22 protein-coding genes and 1 riboswitch are annotated in these 20,445 nt (G+C 47.1%); of the genes, 8 read left to right on the forward strand and 14 right to left on the reverse strand.

Features of this window, described 5'->3' with window-relative positions; translation table 11 throughout:
• Window positions 1-26 precede the first annotated feature (26 nt).
• The 3 genes from ACWPOD_RS07790 to ACWPOD_RS07800 all read left to right on the forward strand — a co-directional run bounded on the left by ACWPOD_RS07790 (window position 27) and on the right by ACWPOD_RS07800 (window position 2,044).
• Complete coding sequence (locus ACWPOD_RS07790) at window positions 27-926, forward strand: DMT family transporter (protein ID WP_268978478.1); 900 nt, start codon at window positions 27-29, stop codon at window positions 924-926.
• Window positions 927-993: 67 nt separating this feature from the next.
• Complete coding sequence (locus tag ACWPOD_RS07795) at window positions 994-1,278, forward strand: hypothetical protein (RefSeq protein ID WP_047009765.1); 285 nt, start codon at window positions 994-996, stop codon at window positions 1,276-1,278.
• A gap of 238 nt (window positions 1,279-1,516) precedes the next feature.
• Window positions 1,517-2,044: a hypothetical protein gene (locus ACWPOD_RS07800; RefSeq protein WP_054866721.1), complete on the forward strand. Its 528-nt coding sequence runs from the start codon at window positions 1,517-1,519 to the stop codon at window positions 2,042-2,044.
• Here the strand turns inward: ACWPOD_RS07800 and ACWPOD_RS07805 are convergent.
• The 5 genes from ACWPOD_RS07805 to ACWPOD_RS07825 form a co-directional block, all read right to left on the reverse strand.
• Window positions 2,028-2,540 carry a GNAT family N-acetyltransferase gene (locus ACWPOD_RS07805; RefSeq protein ID WP_203347732.1) on the reverse strand — a complete coding sequence of 171 codons (513 nt, stop codon included), beginning with the start codon at window positions 2,538-2,540 and terminating at the stop codon, window positions 2,028-2,030. The two genes, ACWPOD_RS07800 and ACWPOD_RS07805, sit on opposite strands and share 17 nt — an antisense overlap.
• A gap of 33 nt (window positions 2,541-2,573) precedes the next feature.
• Window positions 2,574-3,041: an HAD family hydrolase gene (locus ACWPOD_RS07810; protein ID WP_203347731.1), complete on the reverse strand. Its 468-nt coding sequence runs from the start codon at window positions 3,039-3,041 to the stop codon at window positions 2,574-2,576.
• A gap of 118 nt (window positions 3,042-3,159) precedes the next feature.
• Window positions 3,160-3,630 (reverse strand): GNAT family N-acetyltransferase, encoded by a 471-nt coding sequence (locus ACWPOD_RS07815; RefSeq protein ID WP_134646394.1) that lies wholly within the window; start codon window positions 3,628-3,630, stop codon window positions 3,160-3,162.
• A gap of 1 nt (window position 3,631) precedes the next feature.
• A complete protein-coding gene (locus ACWPOD_RS07820) occupies window positions 3,632-4,363 on the reverse strand; it encodes a glucose 1-dehydrogenase (protein ID WP_167427174.1) in 732 nt (243 codons plus the stop codon).
• Window positions 4,364-4,372: 9 nt separating this feature from the next.
• Window positions 4,373-4,888, reverse strand: coding sequence for a GNAT family N-acetyltransferase (locus ACWPOD_RS07825; protein WP_456231748.1), 516 nt, complete (start codon window positions 4,886-4,888; stop codon window positions 4,373-4,375).
• A gap of 270 nt (window positions 4,889-5,158) precedes the next feature.
• Between ACWPOD_RS07825 and ACWPOD_RS07830 the strand changes: the two genes are divergently transcribed.
• Window positions 5,159-6,253: a NapC/NirT family cytochrome c gene (locus ACWPOD_RS07830; RefSeq protein ID WP_085344579.1), complete on the forward strand. Its 1,095-nt coding sequence runs from the start codon at window positions 5,159-5,161 to the stop codon at window positions 6,251-6,253.
• A gap of 22 nt (window positions 6,254-6,275) precedes the next feature.
• Window positions 6,276-8,723 (forward strand): trimethylamine-N-oxide reductase 2, encoded by a 2,448-nt coding sequence (locus ACWPOD_RS07835; RefSeq protein WP_456231749.1) that lies wholly within the window; start codon window positions 6,276-6,278, stop codon window positions 8,721-8,723.
• Window positions 8,724-8,793: 70 nt separating this feature from the next.
• On the opposite strand, the gene ACWPOD_RS07840 is transcribed toward ACWPOD_RS07835, so the two are convergent.
• The 8 genes from ACWPOD_RS07840 to thiD all read right to left on the reverse strand — a co-directional run bounded on the left by ACWPOD_RS07840 (window position 8,794) and on the right by thiD (window position 15,277).
• On the reverse strand, window positions 8,794-9,519 hold the full coding sequence (locus tag ACWPOD_RS07840) for a phosphatase PAP2 family protein (RefSeq protein WP_167427177.1): 726 nt from the start codon (window positions 9,517-9,519) through the stop codon (window positions 8,794-8,796).
• Between the two features lie 181 nt (window positions 9,520-9,700).
• Window positions 9,701-10,315 (reverse strand): thiamine phosphate synthase, encoded by a 615-nt coding sequence (gene thiE, locus ACWPOD_RS07845; RefSeq protein ID WP_167427178.1) that lies wholly within the window; start codon window positions 10,313-10,315, stop codon window positions 9,701-9,703.
• Window positions 10,316-10,378: 63 nt separating this feature from the next.
• Entirely contained in the window at window positions 10,379-11,170 is a 792-nt protein-coding gene (gene thiM / locus ACWPOD_RS07850) for a hydroxyethylthiazole kinase (protein ID WP_005391861.1), read from the reverse strand.
• Window positions 11,171-11,188: 18 nt separating this feature from the next.
• A complete protein-coding gene (gene tenA / locus ACWPOD_RS07855) occupies window positions 11,189-11,851 on the reverse strand; it encodes a thiaminase II (protein WP_006740999.1) in 663 nt (220 codons plus the stop codon).
• Between the two features lie 54 nt (window positions 11,852-11,905).
• Window positions 11,906-12,856 (reverse strand): ABC transporter substrate-binding protein, encoded by a 951-nt coding sequence (locus tag ACWPOD_RS07860; protein ID WP_167427179.1) that lies wholly within the window; start codon window positions 12,854-12,856, stop codon window positions 11,906-11,908.
• Between the two features lie 22 nt (window positions 12,857-12,878).
• Window positions 12,879-13,679: an ABC transporter permease gene (locus ACWPOD_RS07865; protein WP_005391855.1), complete on the reverse strand. Its 801-nt coding sequence runs from the start codon at window positions 13,677-13,679 to the stop codon at window positions 12,879-12,881.
• A complete protein-coding gene (locus ACWPOD_RS07870) occupies window positions 13,672-14,430 on the reverse strand; it encodes an ABC transporter ATP-binding protein (RefSeq protein WP_053809665.1) in 759 nt (252 codons plus the stop codon). The genes ACWPOD_RS07865 and ACWPOD_RS07870 overlap by 8 nt, the downstream gene beginning before the upstream one ends.
• Window positions 14,420-15,277 (reverse strand): bifunctional hydroxymethylpyrimidine kinase/phosphomethylpyrimidine kinase, encoded by an 858-nt coding sequence (thiD, locus tag ACWPOD_RS07875; RefSeq protein WP_161445034.1) that lies wholly within the window; start codon window positions 15,275-15,277, stop codon window positions 14,420-14,422. Before thiD ends, ACWPOD_RS07870 begins: the two co-directional genes overlap by 11 nt.
• Window positions 15,278-15,374: 97 nt before the next feature.
• Window positions 15,375-15,482, reverse strand: a riboswitch (TPP riboswitch).
• A 312-nt stretch (window positions 15,483-15,794) separates the two neighbouring features.
• Here thiD and ACWPOD_RS07880 point away from each other — a divergent pair.
• Together ACWPOD_RS07880 and ACWPOD_RS07885 are read left to right on the forward strand one after the other, a co-directional pair.
• Window positions 15,795-17,180, forward strand: a complete 1,386-nt coding sequence (locus ACWPOD_RS07880; RefSeq protein ID WP_046875568.1) for a TldD/PmbA family protein — start codon at window positions 15,795-15,797, stop codon at window positions 17,178-17,180.
• Entirely contained in the window at window positions 17,180-18,523 is a 1,344-nt protein-coding gene (locus ACWPOD_RS07885) for a TldD/PmbA family protein (protein ID WP_167427181.1), read from the forward strand. Before ACWPOD_RS07880 ends, ACWPOD_RS07885 begins: the two co-directional genes overlap by 1 nt.
• 80 nt (window positions 18,524-18,603) lie before the next feature.
• On the opposite strand, the gene trmY is transcribed toward ACWPOD_RS07885, so the two are convergent.
• Window positions 18,604-19,203: a tRNA (pseudouridine(54)-N(1))-methyltransferase TrmY gene (gene trmY, locus ACWPOD_RS07890; RefSeq protein WP_134646416.1), complete on the reverse strand. Its 600-nt coding sequence runs from the start codon at window positions 19,201-19,203 to the stop codon at window positions 18,604-18,606.
• Window positions 19,204-19,363: 160 nt separating this feature from the next.
• On the opposite strand from trmY, the gene ACWPOD_RS07895 reads away from it, so the two are divergent.
• Entirely contained in the window at window positions 19,364-19,888 is a 525-nt protein-coding gene (locus ACWPOD_RS07895) for a DUF3087 domain-containing protein (protein ID WP_145534167.1), read from the forward strand.
• Window positions 19,889-20,445 lie beyond the last annotated feature (557 nt).

Raw genomic sequence — 20,445 nt, forward strand, 5'->3', positions numbered from 1 at the left:
ATAAAACAAGCGTGAGTGAGGCGATCATGTTAATCCGAGCCATCCCTTTTGTATTTGTCATCCTTTGGGCTTCTGGATTTGTTGGTGCGCGTTTTGGTTTGCAGTATGCCGAGCCAGCGACACTACTTTCTATCCGTATGGCATTCAATGTCTTACTGTTTTTGGTTCTTGTGGCGGTATTGCGTAGAAGGTTGCCGACAGGAAGCGATTTCTGGCACAGCTGTGTGGTGGGTGTGTTGATCCATGGCTTCTATTTAGGCGGCACTTATTTCGCTATTGATTTGGGTATGCCTGCCGGGCTGAGTTCGTTGTTGGTGGGCATTCAGCCGATTTTAACCGCGGCTTTGCTGGTGGTGTTTGTTCGTGAGGAATTTAAACCCTCGCAATGGTTGGGTTTGGCTCTAGGCTTTGTCGGCATCGCTATGGTGCTGATGGGAAACATGGAGTGGCAGTCTGAGCAACATAAGTTCTTAGCCATTGGAGTCTGTTTACTGTCTTTGGTTGGTATCACGTTAGGGACGCTGTATCAGAAAAAACATTGCCAACAGGTGGATATGGTTGGTGGTGCGATGGTGCAATATTTGGCCGCACTCATCATGTTTCTGCCTGTTGCGATGCAGTTTGAAACCATGCAAGTTCAGTGGGAACTGGAGTTTATTTTAACCGTCTTGTGGTTGGTCGTCGTGCTCTCTTGTGTGGCTATCCTACTGCTGCTGTACATGGTGAGAAATGGCGCGTCTTCGAGTGTGGCGTCTGTGTTTTACCTAGTGCCGCCAACAACCGCGATTCAAGCTTGGCTCGCGTTTGGTGAGTCGTTTGATTGGATGGGCATTTCTGGCTTTGCATTAGCGGCCACGGCGGTCTATCTAGTGGTTAAAAAGCCAGAGCTGACGATAAAAAAATCGGTTCAAACAGAATATACCTAAATTGGGTAGGGACATTCACGTGCCAGTGAGTACAATTCTGCTTCATCTTAATCCGTGGAGCAGAGTGATGACGTTAAAGCCAGATCGAATGACCGCGATGCGTAATATCATCGAGCAAGTAAAAGCTGAGCTACCGATTTACGAACCGGAAACTTTTGTGTGTGGGCCGGAAGGGCAGTGCATCGGTTGTCCAAAGAAATTATTAGAAATGGTCGATTCAGAGGTTACTTATTGGGAGTCGGCAATGGAGCGGGGTGTGATTCCGCAGTTTGATGAGATCCGTCGTTTCGGGAAGATGTGCACTAACGTACGTCGCGGACTTGTTCGTAATAACGTTCCACTACTCGGGTAATCTACTTCAGTAAATAAGTGATTGATAAATAAAGTCCTAAAATTGACACATAAATGTGTGCGTTTGCATATTAACTTGGCGAGCGGTCTCAACTTTGGCCCATGACTCTTGTTTGTCATCTACTAGGGCTTTAAACGTTTTAAATCAGCGATATATTGGCAAGGTCTCACATGGATGTGAGGCAAACGACCATTCATTCTGCTGAGATAAAAAAGTGAGATTAAAGGGATTTACGCTGATGGAAATCACCATAGTGCTCGCCACTTTGGCTTTCATCGCTTTGGCTGCGTTGCCAACACTACTCCACATTCATCGCCAAGCCTATGCGTCGATGTTACACAGTTCCAATTCGTCATTGGGTACCGCGCTTAAATTTTTTAACGCCCGAGTGGCGATAGACAATGCCGCCGAGCAAAACCAAGTCCACTATATTGATAGGAACGTAAAAACCTTAAGCGGTATGCCAGAAGCGAGCGCCAATAGCATTGGCGCGTTATTAGAAATCGATTTGCCGCAGAGTGGCGTGTCCAAAATTGATGTTCCCTGCAAAGGCAGTGACTTTTGTATTATTGGTCAGCAACACCCAAATAGTACCCACTTTGTGTCTATTCCCGATTATCAATTTGTCGACCAGTCAGGTCTTGATCGGGTGGTGTACATTTGGCCGCAAGGGTATACCTTGGCAGAAGAGGCATGCTATTTCTATTATGTAAATCAAGCATCCACAGAGTCTATCGTCCGAGGGCACGTTACTGAGGGTTGTTAGGCGCGCTTAACATCATCTTCTGACTCATCAACACTTCGCCATTGGGGAGAGTGACTTCTCCTAGTTCACCACGGTGCTCAAATCCAAATCGTTCATACAACGCTATCGCGGCAAGGTTGTCCTTATAAACATTAAGTACAATGGTGTCGTAACCATATTCCCAGGCACTTTTAAGTGCGACAGACAATAGCTGCTTACCTAGCCCTTTTCCTCTGAATGTTCTATCGATATGAATACCTAAAATGCCTGTGCTAGTGAGTTGACCGCCTTCATAACCGCACAGTTCGGCAGGAAAAATCTCTACACTACCAATCAGAACGTGATGGTCCAAAGCAACAAATTGAGGAATCGATTCAAGTTCTACGCGACGTAAAATATTGGTCAGGGTGTCTTTATCTGGAGCCGGACTGCGCAGGTATTTACCTTCGGCATAGACTCGGTTCCACAGTTCGGTAAAGCGCTCGATATCGCTTACCTGGATGGGTCTGATTTGCATTCATCTTCCTTGATTAGTGCAGGTTAGTGATGGTTAAGGTACGAGTTCAGATAAACAGCGAATTTGGTTCGGAATGGGATCGGCTGGCGCATTGGCTCCTGTTGGATTAAACCAAATCGTATTTACGCCAGCTTGCATTGCAGGGTAAATGTCTTTATGAGGCAAGTCGCCAATCATAGTTAACTCACTCACGTTAACCCCTAGCTGTTTTGCGATAGCAAGATAAAACTCAGGTTGGTTTTTAGCGATGCCGAGATTGGCAAAACAAAAGTAGCCATTTAAGTGCTGGTCTAAGTCGACGCGGACGAATGCACGCTGAACCTCTTCCATGTTGGAATCAGACGCACTGGTCGCGATGTAAATAGCATGATTTTGGGAAAGTGTTACCAGTGTTTCTTTGGCCAGAGGAATCGTTTCTACGTGTTCCCAATCGCACATTTTTCCTTGTGCGTGAGGGAAATCCACCATTAAGGTGTTCCCCCAATCGAAAAGATAAATCATGTTCGAATCTCCTTTATCCGCACATCATATCGTCTTTTCTAAAATCAGGGGATAAATTGCATCGATAAATGCGATTTAGGTGGCTTTAGTCGTGAAAAGCGCTTAATTGTTGTTATCGTTACAAATGTTTCAGCATAATGCGTGAGTTAGTTTTAAAACCTTGCTTGTCGTAAAACCGCTGTGCTGGTTGATTGAATTCCATCACTTCTAATCGAACTTGTGTAGCATTGGCATCGCGCGCCCATTGCTCACAAGCCTCAAGTAGTTGGCGACCGATGCCTTGTTGTTTTTGCTCCTCATCGACAACAATCGTTCCTACTCGACAAATAGGATCTTTTATCAGAAAGCTGACGGTTTCATTCTGAGTGATCATCGCGGTTAAAAAGCCGACTACCTCCTTTTCATGTTCTGCGACTAAAAACAAGCGTTCATCATTCTCGAGAGCCTGAGTGAGGAACGCTCGGTCGTCTTCCGAAGGTGCTACAAAAGCTTCAGGCGCATTGGCAAAATGCAGTGCGTTGATTTGTAGGTTTAATTCAAAAATTGCATCCAAATCGTCGGGACTTGCTTGTCGAATGTTGACTTCCATTTTACTTACCGCCTGAAAGATCGATAAAAGAGCCTGTAACATAAGAAGCTTCATCACTGAGTAGCCAAGCGATCGCATTCGCCACTTCTTCTACCGTACCGCCCCGTTTCAGTGGTATTTGAGGGCTGAGCCTATCCACTCGGTTTGGTTCTCCACCATCGGCGTGCATATCGGTGTAAATGAAACCAGGTCGAACGCCATTGACGCGAATATTTCGGTTTGCCAATTCAAGCGATAGCCCTTTGGTTAAGGTATCCATTGCGCCTTTTGATGTGGCGTAATCGACATATTCAAATGGCGCGCCTGAGCGTGATGCCCCAGAAGAAACATTCACAATTGCGCCACCAGTACTGAATCGCTTCGCCGCTTCTCTACAACAGAGAAAGCAGCTATTTACATTAGTGTTCATTACTTTCTGAAAGCGTTCCAAGCTGATTTCCGCCAACGGTGACTGAGTAAATAGAATGCCAACGTTGTTGACCAAGTGCGTCACTGCACCAAATTCACGTTCTGTTTCATCAAACAAGGAGAGCACTTGTTGCTCGTCAGATACATCTGCTTGAACGGCGATCGCTTTTCCGCCATTTGCTTGTATGTCTCTGACCACTTGGTGAGCTGCTTCACTTTGCGCACGGTAATTAACACACACGGCATAGCCTTGCTCGGCCAGTTTTTTCGCTGTTGCGGCTCCAATGCCTCGGCTTGCGCCAGTAACGATGACTACTTTATTCAAAATACATCCTTAATTTTGTAGCGAGTAGATTTTGTCGGCGTAACGCTTGTCGCCAATTTGGTATGCGTCAGGAATGACTTCAGATAGCTCGAATCCGCACTTCATGAGAACACGCTCTGAAGCAATATTCCCTTCAGTGACCGTAGCGGAAAAGCGGTCGATGTAATGTGTTGCTCTCGCCCAATTTAGAAGCGCTTGAAGGGTTTCTGTTCCAAACTGTCGGCCATGAAATTCAGGAAAAAGTAAGTAACCCACCTCTGCGTTACCTTCTTCAATGGCAAGGCCAGTGACGCCAATCGGTTGTTCAGATTGCTTATCGAGTATGACGAGGCAAAGCCAGTGCTGACTGTCTGGTGTCCATGGTAATAATCGCGAAGCAAATTTTTCTTTTATTTGTTTTTCGCTCGGGCGATCAAAACAGAGCTCAATGATCTCTGGTTCGGAATGTAATCGCTGAAATAGTTCCCAATCGCTGGCTTCGATAGGTCTTAATCGGCTTCGGTGAGTCTCAATATAAACTGACATGCGTGTCCTTACAGCATTTATGTAGAGAGCCAGTTTCTCATCCTCTTATCTCTTTAATCAAACGGTTGCACTTACAAAAGTGATTTGTGTGGTGAATGTCTAGTTGGGGAATGAATTCTTACTGAATATTCATTTGTGGGATGAAAATAACGAAATTTCATACTTGAGACACATAGAGCAACACGGAAATGATGTGGATCAAGAGAGAACTACCCATAAAGTAGTATTTTGCGATCTATAATTACATTTTATTTGGAAGTGTTGCTAATTATGTCAATAAAAAAACGATATGTTGCACTGCTGGTTGCTGCCGGCATTGGTGTGGGCTGGTTAACATTAGGTGGTACTGCAGCGGTAATGCATTACACCTCTGATACTGAGTTCTGTCTCTCGTGCCACTCTATGGAAATCCCTTACAAAGAGTACCAAGGCTCAGTGCACTTCAGTAATGCGAAAGGCATTCGTGCCGAGTGTTCTGATTGCCACATCCCACAAGAACCGATGGACTACCTGATCACGAAGATTCGTGCATCGAAAGACATCTACCATGAGTTCGTGACTGGCAAGATCGACACGCCAGAAAAATACGAAGCGCACCGCAAAGAGCTTGCGGAGATGGTGTGGGAGCAGTTCCGTGAAAACGACTCTGCAACGTGCCGTTCTTGCCACGACTTTGACGCGATGGAAGAATTTGAGCAATCTCGCGATGCAGCGAAAATGCACGAGTACGCAAAAGCGAACGATCAAACGTGTATCGATTGTCACAAAGGCGTTGCTCACTTTGCACCAGAAGCTGAGCTAGACAGCAAGGCATTTGAAACGTTGATGAGCTTCACCACAAAAACATCACCTGGTGCCAGAGTCGTTTATCCTGTGACTGAAATCGCAATGGGTGAGATGGGTAAAATTAACCCAACGACGAAGTTAGAAGTAATCAGCTCTGAAGGTGATGAGCGTACTGTTAAGTTGGACGCATTCCAAATGAAAGGCGCAGAGCAAGTGCTGTACATGGGTGAAGGTCAACGTGCCATCGTAGCAACGCTAACCGAGCAAGGTCAGCAAGCTCTTGAGGGCGGTGAGTTTAAGGCCGACGTTTACGGCAACGAATGGCGCGCAGTGTCACTAACAGGCACGATCGATTCTCCTGTTGTAGATACGCTTGACCCAGTTTGGTCATACGCAGAAGAGCTAGACAACGTTTATTGTGCAACTTGTCACGCGAAAATTCCTTCAAATCACTTCACGGTGAACGCATGGGGACCAGTGGCGAAGAGTATGGGTGATCGAACAGACATCACTGCCGAAAACCTAGAAATTCTTACTAAGTTCTTCCAGCACCACGCGAAAGATGTGGTTGGTCACTAACGATAAATAGAAGGATAAGATTATGACTAATTTAACCCGTCGTGGATTTCTAAAAGGCACAGGTCTGGCGGCTGGCGCCATGGCATTTACTTCTTTTGCGCCTATGTCTATTGCGTCTTCAAACCAGCGTGGTAAGGGCATTTTGACTGCGGGCCGCATGGGCCCAATGTTATGTGAAGTGAAAGATGGCAAGCTAGTATCGACCACTAATGCTCTGCCACAAACTGTACCAAATAGTCTACAAACTACTGGGCCTGACCAAGTGCATACCAAGGCGCGTGTGAAGTACCCAATGGTACGTAAAGGCTACTTGGCAAACCCATCGTCGCCAGAAGGTGTGCGCGGTAGTGATGAGTTTGTGCGTGTGTCTTGGGATGAGGCTTACAAGCTGATCCACGAACAGCACATGCGCATTCGTAAAGAATATGGCCCAGCTTCTGTGTTTGCTGGCTCTTACGGCTGGCGTTCAAGTGGCGTGCTGCACAAAGCACAGACCTTGCTGCAACGTTACATGAGCATGGCAGGCGGCTACTCAGGCCACTTGGGTGACTACTCAACGGGTGCTGCGCAGATCATCATGCCGCACGTTGTGGGCTCTATCGAAGTGTACGAGCAACAAACCACGTATCCAGTGGTGCTAGAGCACAGTGATGTGGTTGTGCTTTGGGGCTTAAACCCGATCAACACCCTAAAAATCGCGTGGAGTTCAACAGACTGCGCGGGGCTTGAGTTCTTCCATCAATTGAAAAAATCAGGCAAGACGGTTATTGCGATTGACCCTATTCGTTCTGAAACCATAGAGTTCTTTGGCGAGAATGCGGAGTGGATTGCTCCTCACCCAATGACCGACGTGGCAATGATGATGGGTATCGCACACACCTTGGTGAAACAAGGTAAGCACGATAAAGCCTTCCTCGATAAATACACCGCTGGTTACGACAAATTTGAAGCGTACCTGATGGGCGAAGAAGACGGCGTAGAAAAATCAGCGGAGTGGGCATCGCAAATCTGTGGCGTACCTGCGAAGCAACTTGAGCTACTGGCTGACATCTTTAGTAAAAACCGCACCATGCTGATGGCGGGTTGGGGCATGCAGCGCCAACAATACGGTGAACAGCGTCACTGGATGCTGGTTACACTGGCAACGATGTTGGGTCAAATCGGTTTACCGGGCGGTGGTTTTGGTTTCTCTTACCACTACTCAAACGGTGGTAACCCTGCTCGTGACGCTGGCGTGCTTCCTGCGATTTCAGCATCACTGGGTGGCGGCTCTTCTGCGGGTAACGACTGGGCGGTGTCTGGCGCGGTGCAAAGCTTCCCTGTGGCGCGTATTGTCGAGGCGTTGGAAAACCCAGGTCAATCCTACCATCACAACGGTCATGAACTGACGTTCCCAGATATCAAGATGATTTGGTGGGCAGGTGGTGCGAACTTTACTCACCACCAAGACACCAACCGCTTGATTAAAGCATGGCAAAAGCCTGAACTGATCGTGATTTCAGAACCTTACTGGACAGCGGCTGCGAAGCACGCGGACATTGTCCTACCAATCACCACATCGTTCGAGCGCAACGACTTAACGATGACGGGTGACTACAGTAACCAACACTTGGTGCCAATGAAGCAAGTGGTTGAGCCGCAAGGTGAAGCGCGTAATGACTTCGATGTATTCGCGGACATGGCGGAGATGCTAGCACCGGGTGGACGTGATGTGTACACCGAAGGCAAAACCGAAATGGAATGGCTGTACGGCTTCTACAAGGTGGCGCAACAAGGTGGCCGTGGCTCTCGCGTAGCAATGCCGAACTTCAGCAAGTTCTGGGAGGATAACCAACTGATCGAGATGAAGTGGAACGAGAAGAACGCACAGTTTGTTCGTTACGCGGATTTCCGTGAAGACCCGATCATGAACCCGCTAGGTACGCCAAGTGGTAAGATTGAAATCTTCTCGAAAACCATTGAAGGTTACCAGTTGGAAGACTGTCCTCCTCACCCTACGTGGATGGCACCAACCGAGTACACCGGCAATGCAAAAGATGGCGAGTTGCAGCTAATGACCGCGCACGCAGCGCATCGTCTACACAGCCAGTTTAACTACGCGAAGATTCGCGAAGAGTACGCAATTGCAAACCGTGAACCTATTTGGATTCACCCTGAAGATGCGAAAGCGCGTGGTATTAAAACGGGCGATCTAGTTCGTGCGTTTAACGACCGTGGTCAAGTATTGGTTGGCGCGGAAGTGACTGACCGAATCAAGCAAGGTTCAGTATGTATTCATGAAGGCGGTTGGCCGGATTTGGATCCGAAAACCGGCATTTGTAAGAACGGCGGTTGTAACGTGTTAACGTTGGATATTCCGACCTCTCGACTTGCAAACGGCTGTGCGGCGAACTCGGCACTGGTTCGTATTGAAAAATACACTGGCCCAGAATTAGAACTAACAGCGTTTGAACCACCAAAAAATGGCTAGAAAAAAGTAGCGCTTGAAAGCAAGAAGCCAGCGAATCGCTGGCTTCTTTTTTATCTAGTAATCGTTCACATTAGCGCGAAGCAAGAGAAACAAACGGCATCTGTTTCTTAATCTGAAATGTCGGGAGTAAAGTAAATACAATCGCGACAAACAAGACTGAGCCTATTAAATCTTCAGGGCGATGCATGCCCAGCCATAAGCGGCTATATGCTACGCTCATTCCCCACATCCATAATGACAGTGCAGAGATATAGCACTTGTTCTGTAAGAACAACCCACCAAAGAAAGCCAAACAAATCGAAACGAAAATCGTATGGCCGGATGGGAAAGAATAGTCTTTCTCGCCTTGCCAATGGCGCGTCCGCCAATCACTGACTCGTTCAGAAATCTGGTTAATTACGTTGGCTTGTTGTTTTGTATCTAACTGATAAAACGTTTCTGGTGTTTCAATCAATTGTTCTGCTGCGAGCAATTCCGTGTATGGGCGCGGGCTTTCTGTCATCAGTTTTAGCCCCGTTTTGCTGGCAAAGCCAATCACAAGTAACAGCCCTAACATTGAGAGTTTTTGCATCCACTCAGTGCGACTTGGTTTAAAGCGAAATAAAGAAAGCAGTAGCAGCGTTAAGGTAATTAAAAAGCCTTTGCTGCCAGCAGAATCTGTGAGCAAAGTAAAAGTAATACCCAGACTTTCAGGCACCTGTGAAGTGAGATTGTGATAAGAGCCAAACAGCGACATTGGGATGATGCCAAGAACAAACAAGGCGAGCATCATCAATCCATATTTTTTGGTTTTCATTGAGAGCGTTTTGTTTTTATTGAGGGTTATTCAACCACGTGAAATAAGGGGCTTATCTTACGTTATCTGGCGTGAAAAACTTATCAACGCTTTGTCAATTTGACGAGAGAATGAAGGCTGAGTGATGAATTGATGACATTTATCCGGAGGGTAAAGGCGCTCATCCTTAAGCGTTGGGGTCTTAATCCATCAGAGAACGTAAGTATTCTGCTGCTTTGGTTGGGTTTTCTGCATGACAAATGGCAGAAACCAAAGCCAAACCATGCACACCTGTCGCACTCAGGGCAGGAATGTTGGTTTCGTTGATGCCACCAATAGCGACGATTGGTAAAGACGTGGTGTTCAGCGCCATCTTCAAACCTTCAATACCCCAGTGTTTTTTGGTGTTGGTTTTGGTTGGTGTAGCGAAGATGGCACTCAAACCGATGTAATCAATGGGCAGAGAATCCGCCTCTGCCAACTGCTCTTCAGTCTCAATCGACAAGCCTAGAATCTTGTTTGGGCCAATCAATTGACGAGCGATCTCTGCTGGCATGTCTGACTGCCCGAGGTGAACACCATCGGCATCGACGGCAAGGGCAACATCAACACGATCATTGATGATTAACGGGACGTCAGTGCCTTCAAGGACCGTCTTTACGGCTTGAGCTCGTTCAATAAATGCACGAACGTCACCATGTTTTTCGCGTACCTGTACCATGGTTACCCCACCTTCTACCGCCTTTCTTACAACGTGTTTGAGAGTGGATAAATCTTGTTGGTCGTCGGTGACCAAATACAAACGATAGGCGTTCATTATGTTTCCTTTTGCCTCCCACTGTCTTTGGAGTGAGAGGCGTTTAAAGCATTGAGAAGTGATTTATCTCACTTGTAATTTAAGACGTGTTGCCAGTGTTTCTTCGTCCAGTTGGTAAAGCTCATCCAAAAGATGCATTTGCAAGCTACCAGGCCCTCGCGCTTGCTCAGCCGCAATTTCACCCACAACGCCAAGCACCGCTGCCGCAGCAAGGCCCGTTTCGTCGCCGATTGCTGCGAAAGCGCCAGTCAGTGCCGTCAGTGTGCAGCCCATGCCCGTTACGTATGGCATCATCTCGTGACCATTATTCAACTGGACGGTTTGCTCTTTTGTCACGATGTAGTCAGTTTCGCCGGAGATCACCACGCTCGCTCCATATTCTTCAATTAAGAAGTGAGCCGCCCCAAGGGCTGCATCACTACTGTCGAGTGCATCTACACCTTTGCTTTGCGCTTGCTCACCAGCGAGAGCAATGATTTCGGACGCATTACCACGAATGATTAACTTGTTTGCAAGGCGGGCGATTTCGCGCGAGGTTTCGGTACGTAGTGAACTTGCACCGCAACCGACAGGGTCGAGCACAACGATTTTACCGTTCGAGTTGGCTTGCTCGACGGCATAGCTCATGCGCGGCGTCCAAACGCTGTCTAGGGTGCCGATGTTGATCACCAAAGCGCCAGCAAACGACATCATTTCTGCCATTTCTTGCTTTGAATGCGCCATGATTGGCGAAGCACCGATAGCCAACAAAGCGTTCGCCGTGTTGTTCATCACCACGTAGTTGGTAATGTTCACGACTAAAGGCTTTTGCTGACGCACTGCGGTTAATGCTTGAGTGATTTGTTCTATTAACATGAGATTCTCCAATTAACCTTATTGCGCGTTTAGACCTTGTTGCCAAAACGCCACTTCCATACGCGTTGCGGTTTTGAAGACCTGAATTAGGTTTTGACCGCGCTGGCTGTGGATGTCTATTTCAGCCAGTAGCTGGTTAAAGTGTTCGGCCCCACTTGCCACGCCAGATTGGAACTCTTCACCGCCGTACAAGTTAATCCAACTTGCGTAAGGATTGCCTTCGAATACCGTGTTTTCATCTTCAATCAGCATTTTACCAATGACGGCGTAGCCGATGGAGCAAGGGGCGAGCGCGGCATACAAGTCAACTAAGTCGCCCGTCATTCCCGCATCCAATACGTAGCGCGTGTAAGCCACCGTGCCAAAATCTTCCGGCTCGTTTTCGAGATCAGATTCCGTCAATCCCCACTGACCGCAGTAGGTAACATGGTGGGCAATCTCTGAATCTAAAAGTGCATGTACACTTGGTAGTGCGCGGCGCATGTCGTCTAACGTACGTGCTTTGTAGATTGCCAGCGCATAAGCTCGCGCGTACTGTTTTAGGAATAAGAAATCTTGTTTCAAGTAATGCAGAAAACAAGGTTGAGCCAGTGTGCCTTTGGCCAATTGCTGCACGAAGGCATGCTCTGTGTATTCTTGCCAATCTTGGCGGCAAGCGTCGATCAAATCTTGGTATTTCATTATGGGTATCTCGTTATCAAAAGACCCTAGGCTGAGATCCTAAGGTCAGTAGAATTAGTCAAAGCTCGGTACGTAATCTTTCGCTTTTGGCAGTGTTTTGATGATTTTTTGTGAATACATGAACTCGGCGTAGTCGTCATAGCGTTTTAGATCGACTGCTGATGGGCGAAGCGCGAAACGAGTTAACGTGTCATTCCAAGCGCGTTGGTTGAGCTCGTTGTTTAGTGTGTCTGGCGAGTAAGCGACAAACTCTTTCCAAGACTCTTTAGGATGGTTGACGATGTAAGTGGTCGCTTGCTCCAGCGCTTTGTTGAACGCTTTGATAGCCGCTTTGTCATAGGTTTTTGCATTCGCCACAAACACCAGTTCGTCATACGCTGGTACGCCGTGTTCTTCTGGGAAGAAGGCTTTGGCTTTGTAGCCTTCTAGCGCAAGTTGGTTGGTTTCGAAGTTACGCAAGCCGCCCCAAATAGCGTCTACTTTACCGGATGCGAGAGAGGAAGAGAGAGCCCAACCGACGTTGATGATTTGCACGTCAGAAAACTTCACGTTCTCCTGCGTAAGCATGGTGCCGATTGTCGCCTCTTCGTTACCTGCGATAGCAATACCGATTTTCTTGCCTTTAAGGTCGCCAAGGTTATCGTTCTTACCGTTATCCAACACCATCAATGTGTTGAGGGGAGTAGCAATCAAGGTCGCAGAGCGAATTAATGGCAAGCCAGCCGCTACGTCGATGGTCAGGCTAGGTTGGTATGAAATCGCCATATCGACTTTGCCAGCCGCAACTAGTTTGGGTGGAGTGCTTGGGTCGGCGGGTTCTTGGATATTGACCTTCAAACCTTGCTGTTTAAAGTAGCCGCGCTCTTGTGCGATCACGATAGGGCCATGGTTCGGGTTAACGAACCAATCCAGCATTAAAGTAAGCTCCTTTTCGGCAGCAAGTACGTTAGTTGAAACGATTGAAGCGAGCAGAGCAGCAGCGCTCATAAGTTTGTTTTTATTCACGGGGTTCTTCCTTTTTCTTTCCCTATTTGTTTTCCCAGGGAATGGCTTTTTTCAGTAATTTGTCAGTAGTGAAATAGAGTGCGATAGACAGCGCGGCGAGGATAAACAGCGCCGCAAACATCTCATCAATGATCATGCGAGCGTTAGCTTGGAGCATCAGATAGCCCAAGCCTTCACTTGAGCCGACCCATTCACCTACCACGGCACCAATCGGCGCAATAACCACGGCAACGCGAATACCAGACGCTAACGTTGGTAGGGCGGCAGGTAGTTGAATATGGCGCAGTAATTGCCATTTCGATGCGCCCATGGTTTTGGCAAGATCGAGGTAACCAGTTGGTGTATTGCGTAAACCGTCGTAGCAACATGTCGTGACGGGGAAAAAGATGATGATCGCCGCCATTACTACTTTCGATGCGATGCCGTAACCGAGCCACAGCATCAACACGGGCGCGATAGCAAATACTGGAATGGCTTGGCTAGCGATAAGAATCGGCAATAGCCAGCGTTTGAGCGGCTCGAACATCAGCATTTGCAAAGCGAATAGCAAACCCATCGATAAGCCGAGTGCGAGGCCAAGTAGGATCTCTTGTGCCGTTACCCAAGTGTGTTTGAGTAGCACGTCGTATCGAGTGACTAATCTATCCAATACTTCAATTGGCGAAGGCAAGATGAAGCTTGGCATGTCAAACACCACTACAATGAGTTGCCACAAACCTAAGATCACGGCTGCGCTGATCAGCAGACGCAACGCCGGATGAGTTACGCGTTCCTTTTTACTAATACGCGCCGAAACGGAGTTGTACTGAGTCATATCACTCATAGTCTTTCTCCAACTGATCCAAAATCGCCTGCTGTAGCGCTGCGCACTCTCCATCGAGAGATCTTGGTGGCTTGGAGTCCGGAACAACCAAGTGCTGCGCTTGAGCAGGCGTGCCTTGCAACACATAGAGTTGGTGTGACAATCGCACCGCTTCTTGTGGGTCGTGCGTAATCAAGACAACGGTTTTGTCCTTTAGTAGCTCGGCTGAGAGAGTTTGCAATTTGTGGCGAGTCACGGCGTCCAATGCCGAGAAAGGTTCATCCATCAAAACCAAAGGTTTGTCTTGCATCAGAGTGCGAGCAAGGGCTACGCGTTGTCGCATACCTCCAGAGAGTTGAGCGGGTTTGGCGTTAGCATAATCAGCCAACCCAACGTGCTCTAATAAGTTGAGAGCACGTTGTTTATCATCCGCTGAATTTGAGTTGGCGTGAGAAAAGCGCGAGCTAAGGCAGACGTTATCCAGCACGTTAAGCCACGGTAGCAATAAATCCTGCTGAGCCATGTAAGCGATACGGTCATGCAGTGCGGCGCCATCGGTTGTGATGAGTTCGCCATGCCAGTCAACTTGGTTATCCAGTAGGCCAGCTAAGTAACGCAATATCGTGGTTTTTCCGCAGCCACTTCGCCCGAGTAATACCGTCCATTGACCGATAGGAATGACCATGTTCACTTTCGCTAAAGTCGGTGTTTGGCTGTCTTTGTATTGCAAACTGGCGTCGGAAAGCTGAATGCCAATCGCGTTAGCGAACATAAGTATGACCCGAAAAAAAGTGATTCACAGGGCCGTGACCTTTACCGACATCCAATTCATCAGCGTGTGCGATAGCTTGGCTGATGTACTGCTTACCAAGGTGCACTGCTTTGTGTAGGTTGTTGCCTTGGCTAAGGTAAGACGCAATGGCGGAAGACAGTGTACAGCCCGTACCGTGGGTGTTTTTGGTCGGAAAACGCTTGGCGCTGATTAACTCGGCACAGTCTTGCATGATCAGCAGATCGTTGCTGTTTTCATTTTCTTCAAGATGACCGCCTTTGAGCAGAATAGCTTTGGCACCAAGTGCACGAAGGTCGGTAATCATATCGTTCATTTCAGATTCTGATTGAGGCACTGGCTTACCCGTCAATGCTGCACCTTCTGGCAGGTTAGGAGTGATGATGTCTGCCAGTGGAATTAACTCTTCTTTTAATGTGCTGATTGCCGACTGTTCCAGTAATAGATCGCCGCTGGTGGCCACCATTACAGGGTCAATCACGAGGTGTTTTGGCTGGTATTGTTTAATTTTGTCTGCAACAACTTTGATGATGTTGGAGTCGGCTAGCATGCCCACTTTGACTGCAACGATGTTGAGGTCGGTAAATACTGCATCAAGTTGGCTCTCTACATGGTCGAGAGGAATGGGGAAAATCGCAGAAACGCCTTGGGTATTTTGCGAAGTAATCGCCGTGATTACCGAGCAAGCAAAACTGCCGGTTGCGGACATCGCTTTGATGTCGGCTTGAATACCTGCACCGCCACCACTGTCTGAGCCCGCGATGGTCAATACGATAGGGGTAGGCAAGGCTGGCGTGTGATGTGAATGAGGTTGTGATTGCTGCGTCATGGTCGCTCCTACTACAAGACGTATAGGAACTGACTTTGACCGTTGCAGATAGATCGATTTTTCGATCGCTATCGCTTACCTAAGAGGGGCGGCGAAAGGCAAAGTGCGCATAGTTCCCTACGTCAGTGCTAACTGAATCAGGTTCAACGGGTCTCGAATCTCGATCTCAGCCAACGCTTATCGCGTGGCCCCCCGACTATTTCGCTCGGATGATAGCAGGACCATTGCGGAAGGGATACGTTTTTTGAGAGTAATTATTATTGAGTATTCAATTATGCGAGGTGAGTGATAGGGTAAGCATCTAAATGGTTCGTCGTGTGGAATTTACTAGTGCAACGCTCTGGTGAAAGAGCTGAACCTGGAATATTTAATAAATAATCGTGGTCTCGCTAAGCAAGGATTAGCACAAAACAAGGTTAAAAAACTGTTAAAATTTAACGCGTTGCCAATTTAACTTTGTTGAACTTTTCGACAGTTAATTAGGAAGGCTAAGACGATCATCGAGCAAGGAGACTTCATGCTTAATTCTGCAACAGCGAAGTCAGTGATCGATCATGCTCTCTTTTTAGGGGCTGATTTCGCTGAACTATTCGTTGAACATCATCAAACTAACACCGTCCAGATCGCATCTGGTGAGGTGGACAAGATCAATTCGGGGATTGATTTTGGTATCGGTATTCGCCTCTTCTTCGGTCACAAAGTGCTTTATGGATACACCAATAGCACGGACGAAGCCGAGCTAAAACGCGTAACCTCATTGCTTGCGGCAAAAGACAAGCGTGAGCAAATCGCGTCAGCAGGTTCTTTAAATTTGAACCGCTACCCAATCCAACACGGTTGCCGCATGCCGTTAAGTCAGGATGCCAACTTAGATTCAAAAATCGCGTTTCTATTGAAAGTTGACCAAGCTGCGCGTGCAGAAAGTGAGTACATCAGCCAGTTCATTGGTAGTGTGCTTCAGCGCGAGCAGCAAGTGTCTATCTTCAACTCAGAAGGTTTGCATGTAGACGATACGCGTCACTACATTCGTGTGGCGGGTAACACCGTTGCTCAAAAAGGTAATGAGCAGTCTTCTGGTATGGAAGGTCCTGGCGCTCTTGCTGGTTGGGAGTTCAGCGAACAACTTGATTCGAAAGAGCTGGGTCAAACTATCGCGCAGCAAGCGTTAGTGAAACTTGGCGCGGATGCTTGTCCATCGGGTGAAATGCCAGTGGTAATTGGTAACGGCTTTGGCGGCGTTATCTTCCATGAAGCGTGTGGTCACTTACTCGAAACCACTTCGGTTGCGAAGAAAGCGTCCGTATTCCACGACAAAATGGGCGAAATGGTTGCTCACACTGCAGTGAATGCTGTCGATGATGGCACCATGACCAACGAATGGGGCTCGATTCATGTTGATGACGAAGGCATGAAGACTCAGCGAACTCAATTGATCAAAGACGGTAAGCTAACCAGCTTTATGGTCGATAAAATGGGTGGCATGAAGACAGGTTATGAGCCTACGGGTTCTGGTCGTCGTCAGAACTACAAGTTCGCACCAACCTCGCGGATGCGTAACACCTTTATCGAAGAAGGCGAGCATTCACTTGACGACATGCTGGCAGGTATCGAACGTGGTATCTATGCGAAGAAGATGGGCGGCGGCTCGGTTCAACCGGGAACGGGCGAGTTTAACTTTGCTGTTCGTGAAGCTTACCTCATTGAAAATGGCAAAATCACCAAACCTCTGAAAACAGCAACGCTGATCAGCACGGGTCCAAAAGTGTTGAAAGAAATCAGCATGGTCGGCAAAGACATGGCGCTTGCGCCGGGCATGTGTGGTTCAGTAAGTGGTTCAGTACCAACAACAGTCGGTCAGCCAACACTGAAAGTAGATAATATTCTGGTAGGAGGCGGTAACTAATGAGCCAAGAACAACAACTTCTTAATGCGGTTGATTACGTCCTATCAGAAGCAAAGCGTCAAGGTGCGGAAGCGGACGTGATTGTGAACCGTAACAGCAGCTTTTCGCTGAAAGCAAACCAAGGCAAGCTGGATGAGTACAAAGTAAGCTCAAGTCAAGTGCTGGGTGTTCGAGTTATTAAAGATGCTCGTGTCGCGACAAGTTATTCTGAATCACTAGAGCAACCAAGTTTAGATTTGATGCTCACAAACGCGCTGCAAAGTGCTCGCTTTTCCAAGCAAGATGAGCATCAAACCATCAGCTGCGTAAACAGCAAAATCACCACTGATATTGCAGAAATTGCGCAAGACGATACCACATCGGTCGATGAGAAAATTGAACTGTCCCTTGCGCTTGAGCAAGGTGTTGTGGCTCTGCCTCACGCTTCAAGCTCACCATACAATGGTTACAGTGACGGTGAAACTCAGCTCATCATCGCGAATACTCAAGGTACGTTATGTCAACATTTCGAGCGATCGTTCACTTGTTACGCGTATACCTTGTTTGAAAAAGACGGCAAACAGTCGATGGCGGGAAGAATGTCGCTAGGTCGCCGTTTTGATGAGTTGGATCCAGCTTATTGTATAGAAGGCGGTTACAACCTTGCTCGCGATCTTCTTGAAGGCGCTCCGGTTGCGACAGGTAACTATCCGGCCATTTTCCACATCAATGCTTTAAGCAGCCTGTTTGGTGCATTCGGCAGTGCGTTTTCTGGTGTGAGTGCGATGAAAGGCATCTCGCCACTGGGTGACAAGCTTGGTCAAAGCGTTGCAAGTGAACTGATCACCTTTACCGATGCGGCTTACATGCCAAATGGTATGGCAATCGCAAGTTTTGATAGTGAAGGCTTTGCTACTCAAAACAATGTGTTGATCGCCAATGGCCAACTGAATACGCTATTGCACAATAGCCAAACAGCGAGTTATTTGGGTGCAGTGTCGACGGCAAGTGCATCTCGCAGTGCAAAATCGAGCCTAGACGTATCGGCAAATCATAAAGTGATTGCGACAGGCAACAGCAGTGCGCCAGAAGTCAAAGCAGGTGAATACCTAGAATTAGTCGAACTGCAAGGGGTTCACTCTGGTGCAGATGCTGTCAGTGGTGATTTCTCATTTGGTGCGAGTGGCTTCTTGTGCCGTGATGGAGAGCGCGTTCAACCAGTTCGTGGGATCACGGTAGCCGGTAACTTCTATAAGATGCTGCAAGAAGTAGAAGCTGTGGGTGATACGCAGCTTATTAATGATAGCCGCACTTTCTTCGCGCCAGATGTGCGTTTTGCTCGATTGAGCATTGGCGGTAAGTAAGCGCGGCATAGAAAGTCAGAAACAAAAAAGAGGACTCGATCGAGTCCTCTTTCATCATCTAGCAACGTGTACGCGAATAACTATAATTCGCGGATATCCAGTTCGTTGTGGATCAATACCACACACTGAGAAGCGAAAAGCATCTTAGGACCTAAGCTGATCTTCTCAGTACCTAGGCGCTTCAAGCTGTTGAACGACTTCTTCGGCATCGGGATGTGATCGGTTAGCAAGAAACATGGGTTTTCACCAATTTCTGTGTCACGAACAAATTCGCCTTTCTTGTCCAACATATAAAGCTGGTGATCTTCGGCTAGTTCTTGAACCAAGCGTTCGAAGCTTACTGTACGAACCGTAATACCCGGTTCAACTTCGCGAAGCTGCTCTTTACCCATACCAACAGATGCGTCTAACGCACGGGCAACGGCAGCGATCAACGTTGACTCGTGAAAACCACCAATATTGGTAATGTCGTTTGAACGAATGGTAATCGTGCGCGAGTAATCCTTCGTGCTCTCTAATACCAAGTGGACAACCACATCTTCACGGTGAGATTGTGCCACGAACATGGTGTTCATCATGGTATGAGCAAGGATCTCGGTATGCGCCTCGTTACCAACACCTTCTAATAGTGCTTTGCTGGTGGTTGGCGCCGCGCGAGCTCGTAAAACAAAAGAGCGCATGAATTTAGCCTCTATATAGGAAGAGTGAATGCGCGGAAGTATATACCCAAGCAGGGAAGGGATGCGAGTTTAATAGTAAATGTGAACTTACTTACAAAGCTTCGATTGTCGTGCGGAGTGTGCTGGTTAGAATAGGAGGCAACCCTGTTAGGAGCGGTATATGGAAATCAAAAAGATAAATAAAGACATTTATAAAAAGAAAGTAAACCTGGTGATTGGCGGTTTTGTTGCGTTGCTCGCTATCTCATCTCTTGCCTTTAGTACCTTGCTTATTGTTTTGTTTGGCAACACTGAAGTCGTACCTGAACAATCAACGGGAAACTTTCATTGGAATTTGATTGGTGTCGTTCTCGCAGTCGCAACTTCCCTCTCTTTATTGAATCAAATTAAAACTCGACCATACATGGAAGAGGTGCTGTACGTTTGGAAGCTCAAGCAACTGCACAATAAAATATTTCGTAAACTAAAAAGCATTAAAGCAGCCGCGAGCAATGACGATGTAAAAGCGCTCACTACGCTTAAGTTCTATTACAAAACTCAACAACAAGTGTTTGAGTTAGACAACAACACATTGACGATGAATAGTGTAAATAAAGAATTAGAGGCAATTGAGCAAATCGAAGCGGCGCAATCACTGGATCTTGATATCACCAGCTTTAAAGAGAGCTGGGTAGACACATACTGATTGCCTATTTGCTACTTGAAGTTAACAACTGAGTGCTAAAAATAAGCGTTTGAGTGAGATTTAATCATTCGACGCTTTTTTTTAGTTTTTTTTCTAAAAAGGGGTTGCCAAGAAAAATCATCTCCCTATAATGCGCCTCCGTTGTCAGGGCAAAGCGTAAACGCAAAAGCGGTTGGCAACAAGGCGAAAGAAAAGCTTCTAAAAATTAATTTAAAAAAGTGTTTGACACTGAAAGTTAATTCCTTAAAATACGCCTCCACTTCGATAGCAAAGCTTACGAAGCAAGCTCTTTAACAATATAGACCTATCAATCTGTGTGGGCACTCGTTGATGATAATCCAATTAGAAGCTTCGGCTTCAAATTAGGTTTCAATGAAACGAAGTGACCATTCGAATTGGAAAGCAGCCTTGAGCTGTTTTATTTCACTTTTTAAAAGTGAAAACCAATAAGAGCACAGTCAATTCAAACATTACTTATGTAATGTTCAGTATTCATTGAGCCGAACAAAATCTTAAATTGAAGAGTTTGATCATGGCTCAGATTGAACGCTGGCGGC

It is taken from the genome of Vibrio sp. JZG120 (genome assembly GCF_053890955.1).